This window comes from Bacillus altitudinis, from assembly GCF_001191605.1.
Taxonomy (GTDB): Bacteria; Bacillota; Bacilli; order Bacillales; family Bacillaceae; genus Bacillus; species Bacillus altitudinis.
The window spans coordinates 2,292,093-2,307,028 of the sequence record NZ_CP009108.1 but is presented as its reverse complement, the minus strand read 5'-3'; the positions used below and the strand labels follow the sequence as shown (position 1 = coordinate 2,307,028).

The window sequence follows — 14,936 nt, the reverse complement described above, 5'->3', positions numbered from 1 at the left end:
TTAAAAAAATAAAAATAAAAGGATTTTACTTGATCAAATGTTATTTTTTCATATAATGTAAAATAGAGGTAGGTTAAATGATAGTGGAAATGGAGTCAAGTGAATGTTAAGAGAAAAATTGAAAATGCAATTGATTTTACTTTATGAAAAGGAACAAGAAGCATGGCAATACTTTAGAAAGGAAAGAGAACTGATTTATCATGAGCTCAAATTACTTGATATGAAAGAGAGCAGACCTTCTAATGACAAAATATACTACGCAGCAAGGTGTGTAGATATTATTAAAGAAAAAAAGGGAAGCATCGTGAGCACAAAAGAACTAAAAGAACAGCTTCAAGCTCAAACAGATTTCAATGTGAGACGAATCAGCGAATTGTATGATCTCATTCAACAGCTCGATCCTCACATTTCTAAAGCACGCCGGGGATGTTTTATTTACGAAGATCATACCCAAGTACCTCTCCAAACTTTTCACACATAAAAAAATTGGTTACAGCCGCTGGCCATAACCAAATCCTCTAATATCTATTATCCACCACTTACAGGAGGAATGAGTGCAACAGTGTCCCCGCTACGCACTTCAGCATTTCCCCTCGTATATATTTCGTTGACTGCAACCATCACGTTTTGTGCAGTATCAACACCATATACCTCCTGTAATTCTATTTTAATCTCATCAACCGTTGTTTGATCTTTTTGAATGATGATTTGTTGTTTACCGGCCTTCTCAGCAAGGCCGGCGAACAATAATACGCTAATCATGCCGCTTCCCTTCTTTCTCGTTAAGTTGGAGAGTACTAGGTTTTCCTTCCGGGTATGAAACGGTTTCAAGCTGATCACCTATCCAAGCCTCTCCATCTTCCCAGTATTCCTTTTTCCATATAGGAACTATTTCCTTTATTCGTTCAATCGCATATTCATTGGCTTCGTATGCAGCTTTCCGATGAGGTGATGAAACAGCTATTGCCACTGCAATGTCACATATCTCAAGAGTGCCAATACGATGCACAATAGCAGCTTCTGTATCGGGCCAGCGTTTTTTAATTTCTTGTCCAATTTGACTCAACATATTTTCCGCCATTGGTATGTATGCTTCATATGTTAAACGCAGCGTTTTTTTGCCATTTGTCCATTCTCTTACCGTGCCTATGAATGTCGTAATGGCTCCCGCTTTGCGTCTTGTGACATGCTGAATCAATTCATTCACATCAATCGGCTCTTTTGTGATCTTAAAAAGTTCATTCATACGAGGCTTCCCCCTTCAATAAATTAAAAGCAAATGTGATCCCGCGCTTGTCAAATGCTGAAAACACAGGAAACGGGTATTTCTCAGTGAATTGTATTTCTTTATTGAAATAAATGGCTGCTTGTATATGAGAAAGTGTTGAAAGATCAATGAGTTCCTGTTCGTCTTTGACACACAGGATTTTGCGATAAGGCGCCTGTTTGTATCCTTCGATCAAGACGGCATCTAAAGGAAGATGCTGACACATGTTGATTAGTTGTGTGAATGTCATGTGCCGTATGAAAAAGTGACATTCACCTTCTCCCTCCACACCTGCGGCAAATGCACCCGCTTGAACATATCGATCCGTATCTTTTTGTTTGAACAGACGGTCTGGCTTTCCGCCATGTCCGTGATGTTTGAAGCAGCCTAGCTGCATTTCTTCTTCATCCGCCAGCTGACATAATTTTTCGATCAGCGTCGTTTTACCACTATTTTGATAGCCCACGACTTGTAGAATGTTTAATTTGTCATCCAACATGGAGCACCGCCTTCGTGGTGAAATAGCAGAACGCTGACCTGGTCACCTGCACTAAACCCTCTTGTTCCTCCAGGCAAAACAATGAAACAATCAGCATGAGCAATAGATGTCACCGCACTAGATTTATCAAGACCGGTTGGCGTCACACTCAGCTGGCTGCCAGCGAAATCAAGTGATGCTCTAACAAATCGTGTGAATGGATTGGCTTTTGGAAAATCATGTGTCAGCTTCGCCTCAGCAAAAACGGGAAATGGATTTTCTTTCAAACACCATTTATAAATGATCGGTTTGACAAATAGTTCAAAGCCAACAAAACAGGCAGCCGGATTTCCTGACAGCCCATAAAGCAATTGACCATTTGACAACGCAGCAACGGTCGTCACACTTCCAGGTCTCATGGCGACTTTATTAAACAACACCTCTGCACCTAGTTTTTCATAAATAGCAGGTAAAAAGTCAAAATCACCTACCGATACACCACCTGTTGTGATGAGCATATCAACTTTGCTTAAGGCTGCTTTTACGGCTTCATAGCTTTGATCAAAATCATCGGATACACCGCCTAAATCAAGCGGTTCTCCTCCAGCTTCAAGAACCTGAGCGTATACCATGCTTAGGTTACTATTTCTAATTTTACCGTCCACCATGGCATCACTTACTTGTAGGAGCTCGGTACCTGTTGAGATGATACCGATCACCGGTTTTTTGACGACTGGCACAACCGCATACCCGAACGTTGCCAATATCGCCGTCACGCCTGGGGTAACTTTTGAGCCTTTTTTGATCATGACGTTCCCTTTGAGGGTCTCTTCTCCTTGCCGAGAAATATTGTCCCCCTTTTTCAGCCGTCTTTTAAGTGACATCATTGATTTACCGTCTTTTTCAAACGTTTTCGTCAATTCGAGCATGATCACAACATTTGCTCCTTTTGGAATCTTCGCTCCTGTCATGATGCGAATCGCTTGAAAAGGACCGATCGTTTTTGCAGAAACAATACCTGCCCCTATATGATCAATGACCTCAAATTCAATCGGATGCTCGCTCGATGCTTCCTTTGTATCTTCTGCTCGAAGTGCAAAACCATCATACGGAGAACGATCAAAGGCAGGAACATCGTGATCTGCTAAAATATCCTCTGCAATCCATCTTCCAAGGCTGTTCTTTAAAGGAACCCATTCGACTTGTCCATGTTTTTGAAATTGGTGGACTTTCTTTACTGCCTCTTCTACTGGAATTGGCTGTCGTCTTTCCATCACTTCTCACTCCTATATGCCTAGCAGTCTTGCTAGTAATGAATTGGCTACTCTTTCATCATTTGTCCCATGGATTAATACACGTCCTCCTTTAAAACAAACGATACGGTGTCTTTCATAGCGTATATGAATTAAAAAATCGTTCACTTCCACCTCACAAATAGAGGACAGACGCTCTTTTACATGCTGAAATGAAAGGTTTTCTAAATCCTTCGATATGATCTGAATGGTGTCACGCCCGCAAAGAATCGCTGTTTTTTTTCGCTGTTCCTGTAAATATGGATACGTTCTATTTATGCCGCAAGATGGACAGCTCTCCTGCTTCGTACGAGATACATCCATTTTAAACGAAGACGACTGCCACAAATCAAACGTGACAAACTTTCGCTCCATTTGCTCTTCATGCCCTGTTAAATATTTTAATGCCTCTGTTTGCTGATAAGCCGACACCATTTGGACAGCAGGAGAAATAATACCAGCTGTATCACATGTCAAACCCCCAATAGGCACTGAGGTAAATACACATGATAAGCAAGGTGTTTTGCCCGGCAAAATGGTCATATACATTCCCTGACTGCTCACACAGGCACCGTAAATCCAAGGCGTATTTGTTTCTAAAGATAAGTCATTCATCACCATTCTTGTCTCAAAATTATCAGTCGCATCAATGACGATATTTGCTTTTCGGAATAAAGGTCTTAACAGCTCTACTCCTGCATCTTCAATAAGAGCGTGTATGGTCACTTCATGGTTGATCTCTTGGAGACGTTTTTTCGCCGCTGCCGCTTTTGGCACATGCATCTTTGCATCGTGTTCAGTGTACAGCTGCTGCCGTTGTAAATTTGAGAATTCGACATAATCACGATCTACAATCGTCAAAGTACCAATTCCAGATCGGACAAGCCCTTCAGCAGATGCTGTTCCAAGTGCACCAGCTCCAACAATAAGGACATGACTTTCGGCAAGCGCAGACTGCCCTTTTTCGCCTACCGGAGGGAACAAGATTTGCCTTGAATATCGCTCGTTCAATATTGTTCTCTCCTTCTCGTTTTTATGTATCATATCATACCGTTTTCAGGTAAATCGCTTCTTTTATTGATATTATGAAATTCATTTGGTGCCACGTTCAGTTCGTCGGCTGGAACAACCTGGACGTGAAGTTTTTGTAATAAGTCTTTGATAGCTAATTGATTCTCTTTTAAACACGCAGAAATAAACGGAAGACTGCGGCGGTGATAAAGCGCAAATAACGGCTGTAATCTTCCCTGCACCATCGGAACCACAGCATCTACATGCTTATGGCAATAAGAAGATAAAGCGACGGCTGTCTCTTTTCGTATGAATGGCATATCACATGCCGTCACTAAATACCACTCTGCTTCTTGCTTTTGCATAGCGGTATATATACCTGCAAGCGGGCCATACCCACGCACCTGTTCATCATCTAACCAAACAGCTTGTTCCCCTCTTGCTTTGAAAAAAGGCAGAAGCTTCGGGTGACTGATGATGACGGTTTCCCCTTTCAAAAGTTGCTCTTTCACATGTTCATATAGTGGTTTCCCCTGATAGACATGACTTGCCTTTGGCTCTCCAAAACGCCTAGAAGCACCTCCGGCTAGTATCACATTCACTATTCTCATCATCTCATCCCCTTTGATATGGTTGTTCTAATCGCACTCATTTCGCATACTTTATTGATAACATGAATAAGGAGGGTCTACCTATGAACCGGCGCCATGCTTCTCCCCTATTCCATGATCTGTCTCAAGAAAATCTATTTTTAAAAGCTGAAACGGCCAAATATCAACAGATAATTTCAGATTTACAGTCCACGTATACCTATGCTAAAAACAAGAAGCTATCTCAAGAATATCATGAGATGAAAAAGGATTTCACTCAATTAAAACAACAATTGGATGAAATGACCATTGACCAAGACGAAGCATCATCTAAAATACAAGATCTCTCTTATAGCAAATCGGAATTATTACATAAAATCGTCCTTCTTCATGAAATGCTGCAAAAGGAAACCTATCATAGACGAAAAGAAACAGAGGAAAAGCACCGATTGCATTTGAAGGTTGTAAAATATAAGGAAATGTCTCAGCAACTACAGGAGCGATTACTAGACCAAGATAAACAGCTTGCAAAAGAGGAGAAAAAAGGAAATACTTTATCCGCTGTGATTGAAAAACTGCAGCAAACTCTAGGCGATAAAAACGCAGAGCTTCATTTATTACAAGAAGGCGTCCGGCATCTACAGGAGCGTTTTTATGAAACACAAGAAAAATTACTGCAAATCGAAAAAGCAAAAGAAGCCATTTTTTATGAAACGCTCACGAGCTACCAAAAACAGTTGGCCGAAAGCGAGGAATGGATCGCTTCTCATTTTGCTGATATCGACCAGTCAGCCCAAACAAATGCCGAGCCGTTCTCACAAGACCCTATTTTACAAACAACCGAAGAAATAGGACCGATTTTGAAGAAACTAAACGAACAAGTAGAAACGCTCCAGGCAAAAGTTGATGCGGTGCAGCGGAGTGGAGAGGTCATGACAGTGAAGATCGATGGATTTAAAAAACAGCGCGACAACATGCCCAAAGAACGAAAGATTGTCTATACAGTTGATCAAAAAAAGTGATTCATTCATCACGTACGCAAGAAAAAACTGCTGGCATTTACGCCCAGCAGTTTCTTTTTTATTTATTCGTCTTCTGTTTGAATGTCGCCTTCTAAAATATACTGTCCGCGATAAGGTTTCTTCACTTCTGGGTACATTTTAATTAAGCTTTGCATAAACGTTGTCATATTTGGAATTTCAAGACCACTCTCTTTTTCAATCTCTTTTTGAAGTTCAGAGCTTTTAATCGCCGCATTATGACGCTTTAATGTTTTGATTGCAGCTTCACGAAGCTTAGCTGCCTTTGATCCAGGTCTAGCTGTGCCTCTTCTGCGTCTTGTAGATCCTTCAGGAATACCTACAGGTGCACCATTTAGCTGACCTGTTCCTAAAGATGATGTAACGTTTGACTGCGTTTGCGCAGGCTGATTGTAGCTTCTCATTTCTTGTGCAGCCAGCTCAGCTAATACAGGCAGTGAATCTGTTTTTCTCTCTGTACGTACTTCTTTTTTTGTATCTGTGACGAGACCTGTACCTTGACGGTCTAATTCTCTTAGTTTTGCGTAAATCGCATCTCGTTCAATTTGATATTCACGGATGACCTTTACTTCTGCTTCATTTAATTGTTCCAATCGTAAACGTAACGCTTCCCTCTCATTAAACAATGGATTTCCCCCTCATCATATAAAAAATATTCTATAGTAAATATTAGATTAGAAAACTAATTTTATCAACTATTTTTTTATCATTTTACAGTTTGCTATCAGATAGGTATTTCCAACTAAAATTTTGCCAAAGAAGAAAAATCGGCACCCATTTCATTGCCACTATAGGCTTTTGACCACCTTTAAAATATTGTAAAAATTTTGAATAAACGCTTATACTACTTGATTTATATAGTTATTTACCAAACTGAAATTTCTTTTGTGCAAAAACGTTCTGAATAGTAAAAAGTTAAAATCTTTACATTTTCATTTCAAAATAAAAATGTAAATAGGTCATAATACCTTTTTATTTTAGGAAATTTTTTTAATGAAATCCCTCATTTTCTCTTTTCTTAGGCATTCCACCTACAATCATATTCATCCAGTGCAATATGTCTCCTATTTTTCCCCATGAAAAAACCCCCATTCATGGGGGGAAAGCCTATTCTGCAGCCTTTTCAGACTCAGAAAGAACTCGATTGACACGTTTTTCAAGCATTTTCATACCGCTTCCGCCAGCTTGGAAGTGGCGTAAAGCACCTGTTTTATCGAATACATAGTAAGCTGGTACATATTCGTTCTCAAATGCTTCTGTTAATTTATGGTCGCTGTCTACAAAGATTGGCTGTGTGATTTCATGCTCATTTGCAACCTCTTTGATTTTTTCTAGATCAAGGTCATCCTCTGAACGTGGCATGTGAACTGCGATCACGTTTAGTTGATCTTTGTATTCATCACGGAATTGGTTCACTTGCGGCATCGCCTCTTTACAAAGGTGACAGCTAACTGACCAGAAGTGGATCAATGTTGGTTTATCACCAATTAATTCTTCTCTTGTTACTTCTCCATTTAACCATTCTTTTGCACCAGTTAGTTCCGGCATTGGTTGACGTAATTTCATTTTGAAGCGCCTCCATCCATTGTATGTCTCGAAACAAAAAAGTCTAACATCAGTTAGACCCCAGCATGTAGACAAACCCTCGCATTCTTTTTCGGTCCTGCGTGCTGGTACTCACGAATGTCACATTCGCTTCGCGCCAGTACTCGTTCTTCCTAGACTTCAAAGGTTTTCTATCACGCTGAAAAGAAGACAAAGGGCTAAAATCAAGTTCATTTTAGCCCTTTGTCAACAATCTGAAGGTCTAACACCCGTTAGACTGTTTCTTCAACTATCAATTAAAGTGTTTTTTGACCAGGTTTCCAGTTAGCTGGGCAAAGTCCACCAGTTTGTAATGCTTGAAGAACACGTAGTGTCTCATCTACATCACGACCGATATTGTTGTGGAATACTGTTTGATATTGAAGTTCGCCTTCTGGGTTAATGATGAATAGACCACGAAGTGCAATTCCTTCTTCTTCAATTAAAACACCGTATTCTCTAGATACTGTGTGGTTTGTGTCAGCAGCTAGTGGGTATTTTAATTCTCCAAGACCATTGTCTTTACGATCTGTGTTGATCCAAGCAAGATGTGTATGGATTGTATCAGTAGATACACCGATGATTTCTGCATCTAAATCTTCAAACTCATCATAACGATCGCTCATTGCTGTAATTTCAGTTGGACAAACAAAAGTGAAATCCATTGGATAGAAGAAAAGAACTGTCCATTTGTCATTCTTGATGTTTTCCTCTAAACTCACTTTACCAAATTCCTTATTAGCAAGTACTGCTTCCATTTCAAAACGTGGAGCTTGTTTTCCTACAAAACGCTCTGCCATATGTAAATCCCTCCAAAAATAATATCTTTATACAGGCTTCTTAGCTGTATATAAAATGAGAATCAACAGGTTGAATTCTCATTTAGTTAATAACTTCACAAATATAATTATAATACTTAAGCGATTTTTAGTCAATATTAATTAATAATAAATTTAATTAACGATTTGTCACAATCTCTCGCTCCAACTATTAAAAGTTTAACATGACTTGCATAAGGGAACAAATGATTAGCTTCTCATTTCGCACATACATAGAAAGGTTTTGAAGATCATGAAAGCACTTGAACAAGTAGATTGGGTTTCCATCATCATGAATATCAGTATGATTTTGCTAAAACTCATTGCTATTTTTGTGATTTATTTTATCATCAGAGCGATTGGAAATAAGATGATTAAGCGTGCCTATTCAGCATTCTCTGAAAAGCATGATGTCTCTTTATCACGAGCTCAGACGCTGCAAAGTCTTACCTTAAATATTTTCGCCTACTTGCTGATTTTTATTCTAGTTGTGATGATCCTCGACTTATTTCATTATAACCCAACCGCCTTGCTGGCTGGCGCAGGTGTTGTAGGACTTGCCATTGGATTTGGCGCTCAGGGATTAGTGAGTGATATTGTGACAGGCTTCTTCATACTGCTCGAAAAACAATTTGATGTCGGCGAGTATATAACGGTTGCTGGTTTCGATGGGATCGTTGAACAAATTGGACTGAGAACAACACAGCTTAGAAGCTTTGATGGCACTCTTCATTTCATTCCGAACCGAAGTATACTGAATGTAAGCAATCATTCACGAGGGACGATGCAGGCACTCGTTGATATCGAATTATCCCCAGATGAAAGTGTGGATCAGATGATCACCACTTTGCAAGCAGCCTGTGATGAAGTTCGTGAGAGCATGTCGCAAATCATCGAAGGTCCTCAAGTCGTTGGAGTGGAATCATTTGGCTCCTCATCCCTCGTCCTTCGCATCATTGCAAAAACTGAAACGATGGAGCAGTGGCGTGTCGAACGAATTCTACGCAAAAAAATGAAAGAAGCACTCGATCTAGCCAAAGAGCAAAAAGAACCAGGATCATAATATCCTGGTTCTTTTTTGTTAGTTTTATTGAACACGCTGTTCTACTTCTTGACAAATTTCATCAGCCGTCATACCTGACGCTGTAATGACAGATGCCTTTGTCGTTGTGTCTGAAATGCCAAGAACATTTGAATCTAGTCCTGTGACCACATAGCAGTCACACTGATCCATTTGCTGTTCATTTTGAATACGTACGACATCATACCCTTTTTGCTTCAAAAGCTCTTCTACATCGGATAAAGATGGTTCTACACCAATTCTTGTCATAATCAAGAACACCTCCTGTTCATAAGGTGTACAGGAGACCATTTGATTATTCATTCACCTGCTTGCTTTTTAAAATAAGCCGTCATGACGTTCACAGCTGTTTCAATCGCATTTTCGTCAGGCGTGAGTTTTGCATGGTGCAGACCATATTCTGAATCTACCCCTAGCCAAAACATGAACCCAGGGTATTTTTTCAGCATGTAGCCGAAATCTTCTCCTGTCATCGCTTCTCTGCATTCAATGACATTCGCAAGACCTTCTTCGGCTACATATGACATAAATTCCTCTGTCAAATCCTTTGAATTGTCCACTTCGTAATAAGATGAAGGGTATCGAACTGTCGCCTTGCATTCGTAGCCAATTTCAATTCCCTTTGCCAGTGCTTCAATTCGTTTTCTCACCTTTTCCATAGACTCTGGCGAGAGCGTGCGAATGGTTCCATCAAGCTTTGCGTGCTGCGCAATGATATTTTGAGCAGTGCCACCTGTAATCGTGCCAACTGTAATAACGGCACTATCAAGAGGGTCCACATTTCGTGAAATCACCGATTGCAGCTGCCCTACTAGTGCACTTGCAGCCACCACCATATCATTTGCTAAATGAGGGTATGCGGCATGCCCGCCTTTTCCTTCAAGATCGATCACAAGCTCACTCGTATTAGCAAATAATAGGCCCGGCTTTGTTGCAATCGTGCCGACTGGATATTCAGGTGCAATATGCAGCGCTGTAATAAAGTCTGGCGTCCACTTTTTTAGAACATCACTTGTAAGCATTGGTTCAGCTCCGCCTGGCCCTTCTTCTGCCGGTTGGAAAATAAATAGCAGATCTTCTTTGATTGGCTGATGCACGAAATGATCAATGATACCAAGAGCAATGGTCATATGAAGATCATGTCCACATGCATGCATGTGGCCTTCATGTACCGATTGAAATGGATAGCCCGTTTCTTCAGGGATAGATAATCCGTCCATATCTGCACGATACGCAAAGACGCGCGTAGGATTTGTCCCTTTTACTTTCACAAAAAGTCCAGTCCGCCATGTTTCCATCTCGATTCGATCTGTTGGGTACGATTCGAGATGCTTGATGAGGTAAGCTTGTGTTTTAAATTCCTTAAAACCAAGCTCAGGAATTTGGTGCAAATCTCTTCGAATGGATATTAATTGCTCACGATTTAACAAGTGAACTCGCTTCCTTTCCTCTATACGAATAAGACGTGGATATATCATCCACGTCTATGTCTTCAGCTGCGAATTGTGTCAATTAAAGCTGACGCAGTTCTTGTTTGATTTCAGTTTTACCTTTTGTTTTTTCATCAATGTCTTTGATTTTCTTTGCAGGTGTACCTGCTACAACCGTGTAAGGCTCGACATCGTTCACAACGATCGCTCCAGCTGCTACAACTGCACCTTTTCCAATTGTCACACCTTCTAAAACAACAGCGTTTGCACCAATGACAACATCATCTTCTACTACAACTGGCTTAGCAGAAGGCGGCTCAATGACACCTGCAAGAACAGATCCCGCACCGATATGACAGTTCTTACCTACTGTCGCACGGCCGCCAAGAACAACGTTCATATCAATCATCGTACCTTCACCGATGACTGAACCGATATTAATAGAAGCACCCATCATGATGACTGCATTATCGCCAATTTCCACTTGATCACGAATGATTGCACCTGGCTCAATACGTGCTTTGATGTTTTTCAAATCCAACATAGGAATCGCAGAGTTACGACGGTCATTTTCCACGACAACATCTTCAATTTTGTCTTTGTTTGATGCTAGAGCTTCTTGAATTTCGCTCCACTCACCGAAGACAACACCAGTGTTACCTGTGATAAATGTTTTTGCATGTTCACCAAATTCAATACCTTCTAAGTCCCCTTTAATGTAGACTTTCACAGGTGTTGATTTTGTACTATTTTGAATAAATGAAATAATTTCATTAGCGTCCATTTGTTTCATGTATGTATGTCCTCCTCTTAATTTATACTTCATTACTGTACCAAAGGAGAGTTTTAATGACAAGTGAAAGAATCGTCTGCGCCTTGGCAAATAAAACAAGCGGGCCTCTTTATCCCGCTTCTTGCTGGTGAAGATGAACAAATTGTCTACCAAAAGAAATCAATTCCTCTTCCTCGTTTCCTTCTGGATTCAGCTCAATTTTGATGGATGGCAGGACGATATCACCGCCCAGCTCCTTCACTTTTTCTTCAATTAAATCCACAGCTCCACAAAAATGTTCATAAGATGTATCTCCAGAACCGAATACAGCAAATGCTTTACCCGTCAAATCAAGCTCTTCCATTTCCTCATATAGATCAATAAAATCATCTGGAAGATCACCATCTCCCCAAGTATATGCACCTAACAGAATGTGCGAGTAATCATGAAGAAGTTCAGCATCAATATCCATCGCTTCATGCCGGTCCACGCTAGCCCCAGCTTCCTTTAACCCTTTTTCGATTAAATCAGCCATTGCTTCTGTATTTCCTGACATTGTGGCATACACCAATAAAACTTTTTTCGTCACTTTTTCTTCCTCCTTATTAATGAATCAGTGCAGGTTCCTCATAAGGCCTGACAAACTTACTTTCATATAAACCCGCACAGAAAAAATTCTCCTTTTGATTGGCGACACGAAAACCATGCCCTTTGATCGTATCAAACCACTTGAGCTCTTTTTGCTCTATATCAAGCTGATACACCTTAGAAAATCCATGCTCGTCCTGTGAGGTGGTCACGTACACAATGCCGTTATCCTCTGACACATCCAAAAATGATTCCTCTCGCGCAAAAGCTTGTGATTGAATATCATGCAGCATATTTGTATGTAAGTCTAAAATTTGAACAGATCCTCTTTTCCCTTTTTTAGAGCCCATCGCACAGACAAGGAGGTGTTCCCCGCAAAGCAACATAGAAGCAGTCATTCGGTGCTCTTCTCTGTTTAGGAGAAAAATCTGTTCACTTTGCAAGTCATACACCCATATTCCTCCATGCACCTCATGAATCTGTGTTCCAATATAAAGATAATCACCGGCTACACATAATGAGCGAATCACAGGGGGCTGATTTACATGAGCAAATGGCTTCATAATTTCCCAGGAAATTCCGAAATCGGTTGACACATAAATACTATGCTTTCCATGTGCGCATACAAACCCATCTTTGCGTCCTGTAATAGACCAAACAACTGCATTTGTCGGAAAAGATGATAGCGCCCATGTGTGGCCCTCATCTCCTGATCGTATGACAGTTCCATTTTCACCAACACCGAACAAATACGGACCAATATAACTGATAGCGTGGATTTTATGCTTAAGCTTAAAAAGCTGCTGCCATCCGCCCTCCACACTGTAATGAAAAATACCTTCTCGTTTGACAGCAACAAAGTAGCCGCCACTTTTAGACGCAGCAACAGCTGTCGCACCTTTATGAAACATGATTTTCAACTCTTTTCTCAGACAATGATGCCCACGTTAAAAAGCTCGTTGCAAACTCCTCACAGCACGCCACATCTTCATCTGTATCTGGCGCAAGTTCCATTTTCAATGTTTCAGGAAATACGGATGCACCTGTCGATTTCAGCATGTCATGAAAGGTATGAACAGCCTCGCAAAACTTCGGATAACTGTAATCGCCTGATCCAAATACCGCCGCTTTGATGTGAGAAAGTTCAAGGGATGAGACCTCTTCATAAAAATCTTCAGCTTCATAAGGTAAATCACCGTCACCCCATGTATAAGAGCCGATCATGACATAATCGTATGAAGAAAGATCTTCTGCACTTGTGTCGTCAAATTCCATCATCTCTGTCTCTATCCCTTTTCCTTCAAGCGTTTGTTTTAAGATCGCTGCCATATCTTCCGTATTGCCAGACATACTCGCAAATGCAATTAGTGCTTTCATCTATTGGTCACCTCATCTAAATGATAATCATTTTCAATTATTATATGTACACTTTAAATGATAATGATTTTCATTGTCAAATGTTTTATGAAAAGGTGCTGTTCAAAATACACATGGCGTACATCAAAAAACCGCTCATTCCAATTGGAAGGCGGCTTTAACTGATCATCACTCTATCTCTTTGTGATTTACTCTTTTTTTATTTCTGAATAAAATATGGACCGCAATCGGTTTCGTGCGTCATCACAAATGTCCAATTTTCTTCCCAATCCATGACATACAGATCACTATAGTCCATGTGTCCGTCTGTATACGGCAATTCCTTTACTGACAGGTCAGCGGCGTTTTCAAACAGATACGCTTCTTGAGCAAATTGATAAAAAAGAGTACATGTATGCTTTGATTGCTGATGAAAGGCGTTAATCGCTGCCTCTTTTTCAAGGCATTCAACTTTTCCCCAGCTACATAAGTGCCATAGGAAGCCATCCATCCCAATCTCTTTTTGTTCTTCTAAAGAAAGATGACTTGCAAAACGTCCACGCCATCTCTCGCGTAAATAAGTTCCCCACTTCGGTATATCCATCTTCTTTTTTTGTTGATTTCTCATCATTTCTTCCAGCTTTCTGCTTTTTCAGTAGATAAATCTATTAGAAACCTATCAAACCACTTATCCTAAAAAGCACCTCCTCTTCCAGAAGTACTTACACTGCCTCACTTTCAAGCATTTCTTTCACCACACCAACAAATGCTTGAACTTGTTTTAACTGAAAAGAGGCTTCATATCCTAACAGCCACGTGTCACGTCCGATTTGCTCTCCATTTGCGTCTACGAGCGGGGTTTTGTGTACGCTTTTCTCATGATCATATAGGGTGACCGAAGGCAAAATGGCGTAGCCGATACCGTGATAGGCCATTTGTTTACATGTCTCAATCTGGTCCACAAGAATCGTCTGTTTTGGCGACACTTTAAACTTTTGATGCCACCAGTGCTGAATTTCTTGATAATAGGTGCTATCACTTTTAAATTGAATAAACGGGCGTTCTGTCTCAATTAACTCATCCACGTCCTTGATGACAGAATCGACTAAATATAAATGATCGGTCATTAAGTATTCCTTTGTGCCCTTCCAATCAGGATTCCCGCGAATGATGCCAATGTGGACATGGTCTTCATACAGACTTTTAAGCATCTCACTGCTCCAGCCGGTCACAAGAGATACCTTGGCATTTGGGTATTTCTCGACATACCGCTTCAGCACCTTTGGCAGCCAGTGCTGACCAATAATGGACGCAACTGCAAGCTTGAGTGTACCGTGTATGTCTCCTTCAAGCTCATCAATTCTCTCTCGCACTCGATCCTGCTCAGTCGTAACCTCTTTGGCAAATTGAATAATCTGTTCACCTGCTGAAGTCACTGTCAAGCCTTTTTGTGAACGAAAAAAGATTTTGGTTCCCCACTCTTTTTCAATCGTTTGCAGCCTTTGAGATAAGGCAGGCTGAGAGACAAAGAGCCGCTCTGAAGCCTTTCTCATATTCAATTCCTCACTAAGTACAACAAGCATATGTAACTCTTGAAGCTGCATGGGCGCCCTCCTTCTCTTGATAAGT

General features: G+C 40.6%; 20 protein-coding genes. 3 read left to right on the top strand and 17 right to left on the bottom strand.

Annotated features, from left to right (window positions below):
- Positions 1–103 precede the first annotated feature (103 nt).
- Positions 104–481, top strand: coding sequence for a Rok-like winged helix domain-containing protein (locus tag ID12_RS11620; protein WP_017359410.1), 378 nt, complete (start codon positions 104–106; stop codon positions 479–481).
- 47 nt (positions 482–528) lie between these two features.
- Here ID12_RS11620 and moaD read toward each other — a convergent pair whose 3' ends face one another.
- From moaD to ID12_RS11590, 6 genes are read right to left on the bottom strand one after another with little or no spacing between them, the layout of a single operon-like run.
- Positions 529–762, bottom strand: coding sequence for a molybdopterin converting factor subunit 1 (gene moaD / locus ID12_RS11615; protein WP_008345159.1), 234 nt, complete (start codon positions 760–762; stop codon positions 529–531).
- The gene (locus ID12_RS11610; protein WP_008345161.1) at positions 755–1,246 is read right to left on the bottom strand and encodes a molybdenum cofactor biosynthesis protein MoaE; all 492 of its coding nucleotides are present in this window, start codon (positions 1,244–1,246) and stop codon (positions 755–757) included. The genes moaD and ID12_RS11610 overlap by 8 nt, the downstream gene beginning before the upstream one ends.
- Complete coding sequence (mobB, locus tag ID12_RS11605) at positions 1,239–1,766, bottom strand: molybdopterin-guanine dinucleotide biosynthesis protein B (protein WP_046527034.1); 528 nt, start codon at positions 1,764–1,766, stop codon at positions 1,239–1,241. The genes ID12_RS11610 and mobB overlap by 8 nt, the downstream gene beginning before the upstream one ends.
- Positions 1,748–3,022 (bottom strand): molybdopterin molybdotransferase MoeA, encoded by a 1,275-nt coding sequence (locus ID12_RS11600; RefSeq protein WP_048001602.1) that lies wholly within the window; start codon positions 3,020–3,022, stop codon positions 1,748–1,750. Before ID12_RS11600 ends, mobB begins: the two co-directional genes overlap by 19 nt.
- A 9-nt stretch (positions 3,023–3,031) precedes the next feature.
- The gene (locus ID12_RS11595) at positions 3,032–4,048 is read right to left on the bottom strand and encodes a MoeB/ThiF family adenylyltransferase (protein ID WP_050827223.1); all 1,017 of its coding nucleotides are present in this window, start codon (positions 4,046–4,048) and stop codon (positions 3,032–3,034) included.
- 29 nt (positions 4,049–4,077) lie between these two features.
- Entirely contained in the window at positions 4,078–4,659 is a 582-nt protein-coding gene (locus tag ID12_RS11590) for a molybdenum cofactor guanylyltransferase (protein WP_017359414.1), read from the bottom strand.
- 83 nt (positions 4,660–4,742) lie between these two features.
- Here ID12_RS11590 and ID12_RS11585 point away from each other — a divergent pair, with 83 nt between their 5' ends.
- Positions 4,743–5,660: a coiled-coil domain-containing protein gene (locus ID12_RS11585; RefSeq protein WP_025207264.1), complete on the top strand. Its 918-nt coding sequence runs from the start codon at positions 4,743–4,745 to the stop codon at positions 5,658–5,660.
- 62 nt (positions 5,661–5,722) lie between these two features.
- Here the strand turns inward: ID12_RS11585 and ID12_RS11580 are convergent, their stop codons facing one another.
- From ID12_RS11580 to ahpA, 3 genes are all read right to left on the bottom strand, one after another.
- Positions 5,723–6,304, bottom strand: a complete 582-nt coding sequence (locus tag ID12_RS11580) for a Rok-like winged helix domain-containing protein (RefSeq protein WP_007498648.1) — start codon at positions 6,302–6,304, stop codon at positions 5,723–5,725.
- Positions 6,305–6,785: 481 nt separating this feature from the next.
- Positions 6,786–7,244 carry a TlpA disulfide reductase family protein gene (locus tag ID12_RS11575; RefSeq protein ID WP_008345174.1) on the bottom strand — a complete coding sequence of 153 codons (459 nt, stop codon included), beginning with the start codon at positions 7,242–7,244 and terminating at the stop codon, positions 6,786–6,788.
- Positions 7,245–7,519: 275 nt separating this feature from the next.
- On the bottom strand, positions 7,520–8,062 hold the full coding sequence (gene ahpA, locus ID12_RS11570; RefSeq protein WP_007498654.1) for a biofilm-specific peroxidase AhpA: 543 nt from the start codon (positions 8,060–8,062) through the stop codon (positions 7,520–7,522).
- Positions 8,063–8,333: 271 nt separating this feature from the next.
- Between ahpA and ID12_RS11565 the strand changes: the two genes are divergently transcribed.
- Positions 8,334–9,143, top strand: a complete 810-nt coding sequence (locus ID12_RS11565) for a mechanosensitive ion channel family protein (protein WP_050827221.1) — start codon at positions 8,334–8,336, stop codon at positions 9,141–9,143.
- A gap of 24 nt (positions 9,144–9,167) precedes the next feature.
- Here the strand turns inward: ID12_RS11565 and ID12_RS11560 are convergent, their stop codons facing one another.
- From ID12_RS11560 to ID12_RS11525, 8 genes are all read right to left on the bottom strand, one after another.
- The gene (locus ID12_RS11560; protein ID WP_003211408.1) at positions 9,168–9,410 is read right to left on the bottom strand and encodes a YkuS family protein; all 243 of its coding nucleotides are present in this window, start codon (positions 9,408–9,410) and stop codon (positions 9,168–9,170) included.
- Between the two features lie 50 nt (positions 9,411–9,460).
- Positions 9,461–10,639 carry an N-acetyldiaminopimelate deacetylase gene (locus ID12_RS11555; protein WP_046527697.1) on the bottom strand — a complete coding sequence of 393 codons (1,179 nt, stop codon included), beginning with the start codon at positions 10,637–10,639 and terminating at the stop codon, positions 9,461–9,463.
- 34 nt (positions 10,640–10,673) lie between these two features.
- Complete coding sequence (dapD, locus tag ID12_RS11550) at positions 10,674–11,384, bottom strand: 2,3,4,5-tetrahydropyridine-2,6-dicarboxylate N-acetyltransferase (protein ID WP_008347987.1); 711 nt, start codon at positions 11,382–11,384, stop codon at positions 10,674–10,676.
- A gap of 109 nt (positions 11,385–11,493) precedes the next feature.
- A complete protein-coding gene (locus ID12_RS11545; protein WP_008347989.1) occupies positions 11,494–11,952 on the bottom strand; it encodes a flavodoxin in 459 nt (152 codons plus the stop codon).
- Positions 11,953–11,968: 16 nt separating this feature from the next.
- A complete protein-coding gene (locus ID12_RS11540; RefSeq protein WP_008347991.1) occupies positions 11,969–12,862 on the bottom strand; it encodes a WD40/YVTN/BNR-like repeat-containing protein in 894 nt (297 codons plus the stop codon).
- Positions 12,852–13,328 carry a flavodoxin gene (locus tag ID12_RS11535; protein ID WP_017367153.1) on the bottom strand — a complete coding sequence of 159 codons (477 nt, stop codon included), beginning with the start codon at positions 13,326–13,328 and terminating at the stop codon, positions 12,852–12,854. Before ID12_RS11535 ends, ID12_RS11540 begins: the two co-directional genes overlap by 11 nt.
- 199 nt (positions 13,329–13,527) lie before the next feature.
- Positions 13,528–13,935 carry a DUF4275 family protein gene (locus ID12_RS11530; RefSeq protein WP_046343427.1) on the bottom strand — a complete coding sequence of 136 codons (408 nt, stop codon included), beginning with the start codon at positions 13,933–13,935 and terminating at the stop codon, positions 13,528–13,530.
- Positions 13,936–14,029: 94 nt separating this feature from the next.
- Positions 14,030–14,911, bottom strand: a complete 882-nt coding sequence (locus ID12_RS11525) for a transcriptional regulator CcpC (RefSeq protein ID WP_007498669.1) — start codon at positions 14,909–14,911, stop codon at positions 14,030–14,032.
- Positions 14,912–14,936 lie beyond the last annotated feature (25 nt).

Excerpts from the sequence above, each read along its gene's own strand:
- ID12_RS11585 (WP_025207264.1), top strand. The coding sequence starts at position 4,743 with ATGAACCGGCGCCATGCTTCTCCCCTATTCCATGATCTGTCTCAAGAA.
- ID12_RS11535 (WP_017367153.1), bottom strand. The coding sequence starts at position 13,328 with ATGAAAGCACTAATTGCATTTGCGAGTATGTCTGGCAATACGGAAGAT.
- ID12_RS11540 (WP_008347991.1), bottom strand. The coding sequence starts at position 12,862 with ATGTTTCATAAAGGTGCGACAGCTGTTGCTGCGTCTAAAAGTGGCGGC.
- ID12_RS11555 (WP_046527697.1), bottom strand. The coding sequence starts at position 10,639 with ATGATATATCCACGTCTTATTCGTATAGAGGAAAGGAAGCGAGTTCAC.
- ID12_RS11530 (WP_046343427.1), bottom strand. The coding sequence starts at position 13,935 with ATGAGAAATCAACAAAAAAAGAAGATGGATATACCGAAGTGGGGAACT.
- moaD (WP_008345159.1), bottom strand. The coding sequence starts at position 762 with ATGATTAGCGTATTATTGTTCGCCGGCCTTGCTGAGAAGGCCGGTAAA.
- ID12_RS11565 (WP_050827221.1), top strand. The coding sequence starts at position 8,334 with ATGAAAGCACTTGAACAAGTAGATTGGGTTTCCATCATCATGAATATC.
- ID12_RS11620 (WP_017359410.1), top strand. The coding sequence starts at position 104 with ATGTTAAGAGAAAAATTGAAAATGCAATTGATTTTACTTTATGAAAAG.
- ID12_RS11525 (WP_007498669.1), bottom strand. The coding sequence starts at position 14,911 with ATGCAGCTTCAAGAGTTACATATGCTTGTTGTACTTAGTGAGGAATTG.
- ID12_RS11560 (WP_003211408.1), bottom strand. The coding sequence starts at position 9,410 with ATGACAAGAATTGGTGTAGAACCATCTTTATCCGATGTAGAAGAGCTT.
- ahpA (WP_007498654.1), bottom strand. The coding sequence starts at position 8,062 with ATGGCAGAGCGTTTTGTAGGAAAACAAGCTCCACGTTTTGAAATGGAA.
- ID12_RS11590 (WP_017359414.1), bottom strand. The coding sequence starts at position 4,659 with ATGAGAATAGTGAATGTGATACTAGCCGGAGGTGCTTCTAGGCGTTTT.
- ID12_RS11575 (WP_008345174.1), bottom strand. The coding sequence starts at position 7,244 with ATGAAATTACGTCAACCAATGCCGGAACTAACTGGTGCAAAAGAATGG.
- mobB (WP_046527034.1), bottom strand. The coding sequence starts at position 1,766 with ATGTTGGATGACAAATTAAACATTCTACAAGTCGTGGGCTATCAAAAT.
- dapD (WP_008347987.1), bottom strand. The coding sequence starts at position 11,384 with ATGAAACAAATGGACGCTAATGAAATTATTTCATTTATTCAAAATAGT.
- ID12_RS11610 (WP_008345161.1), bottom strand. The coding sequence starts at position 1,246 with ATGAATGAACTTTTTAAGATCACAAAAGAGCCGATTGATGTGAATGAA.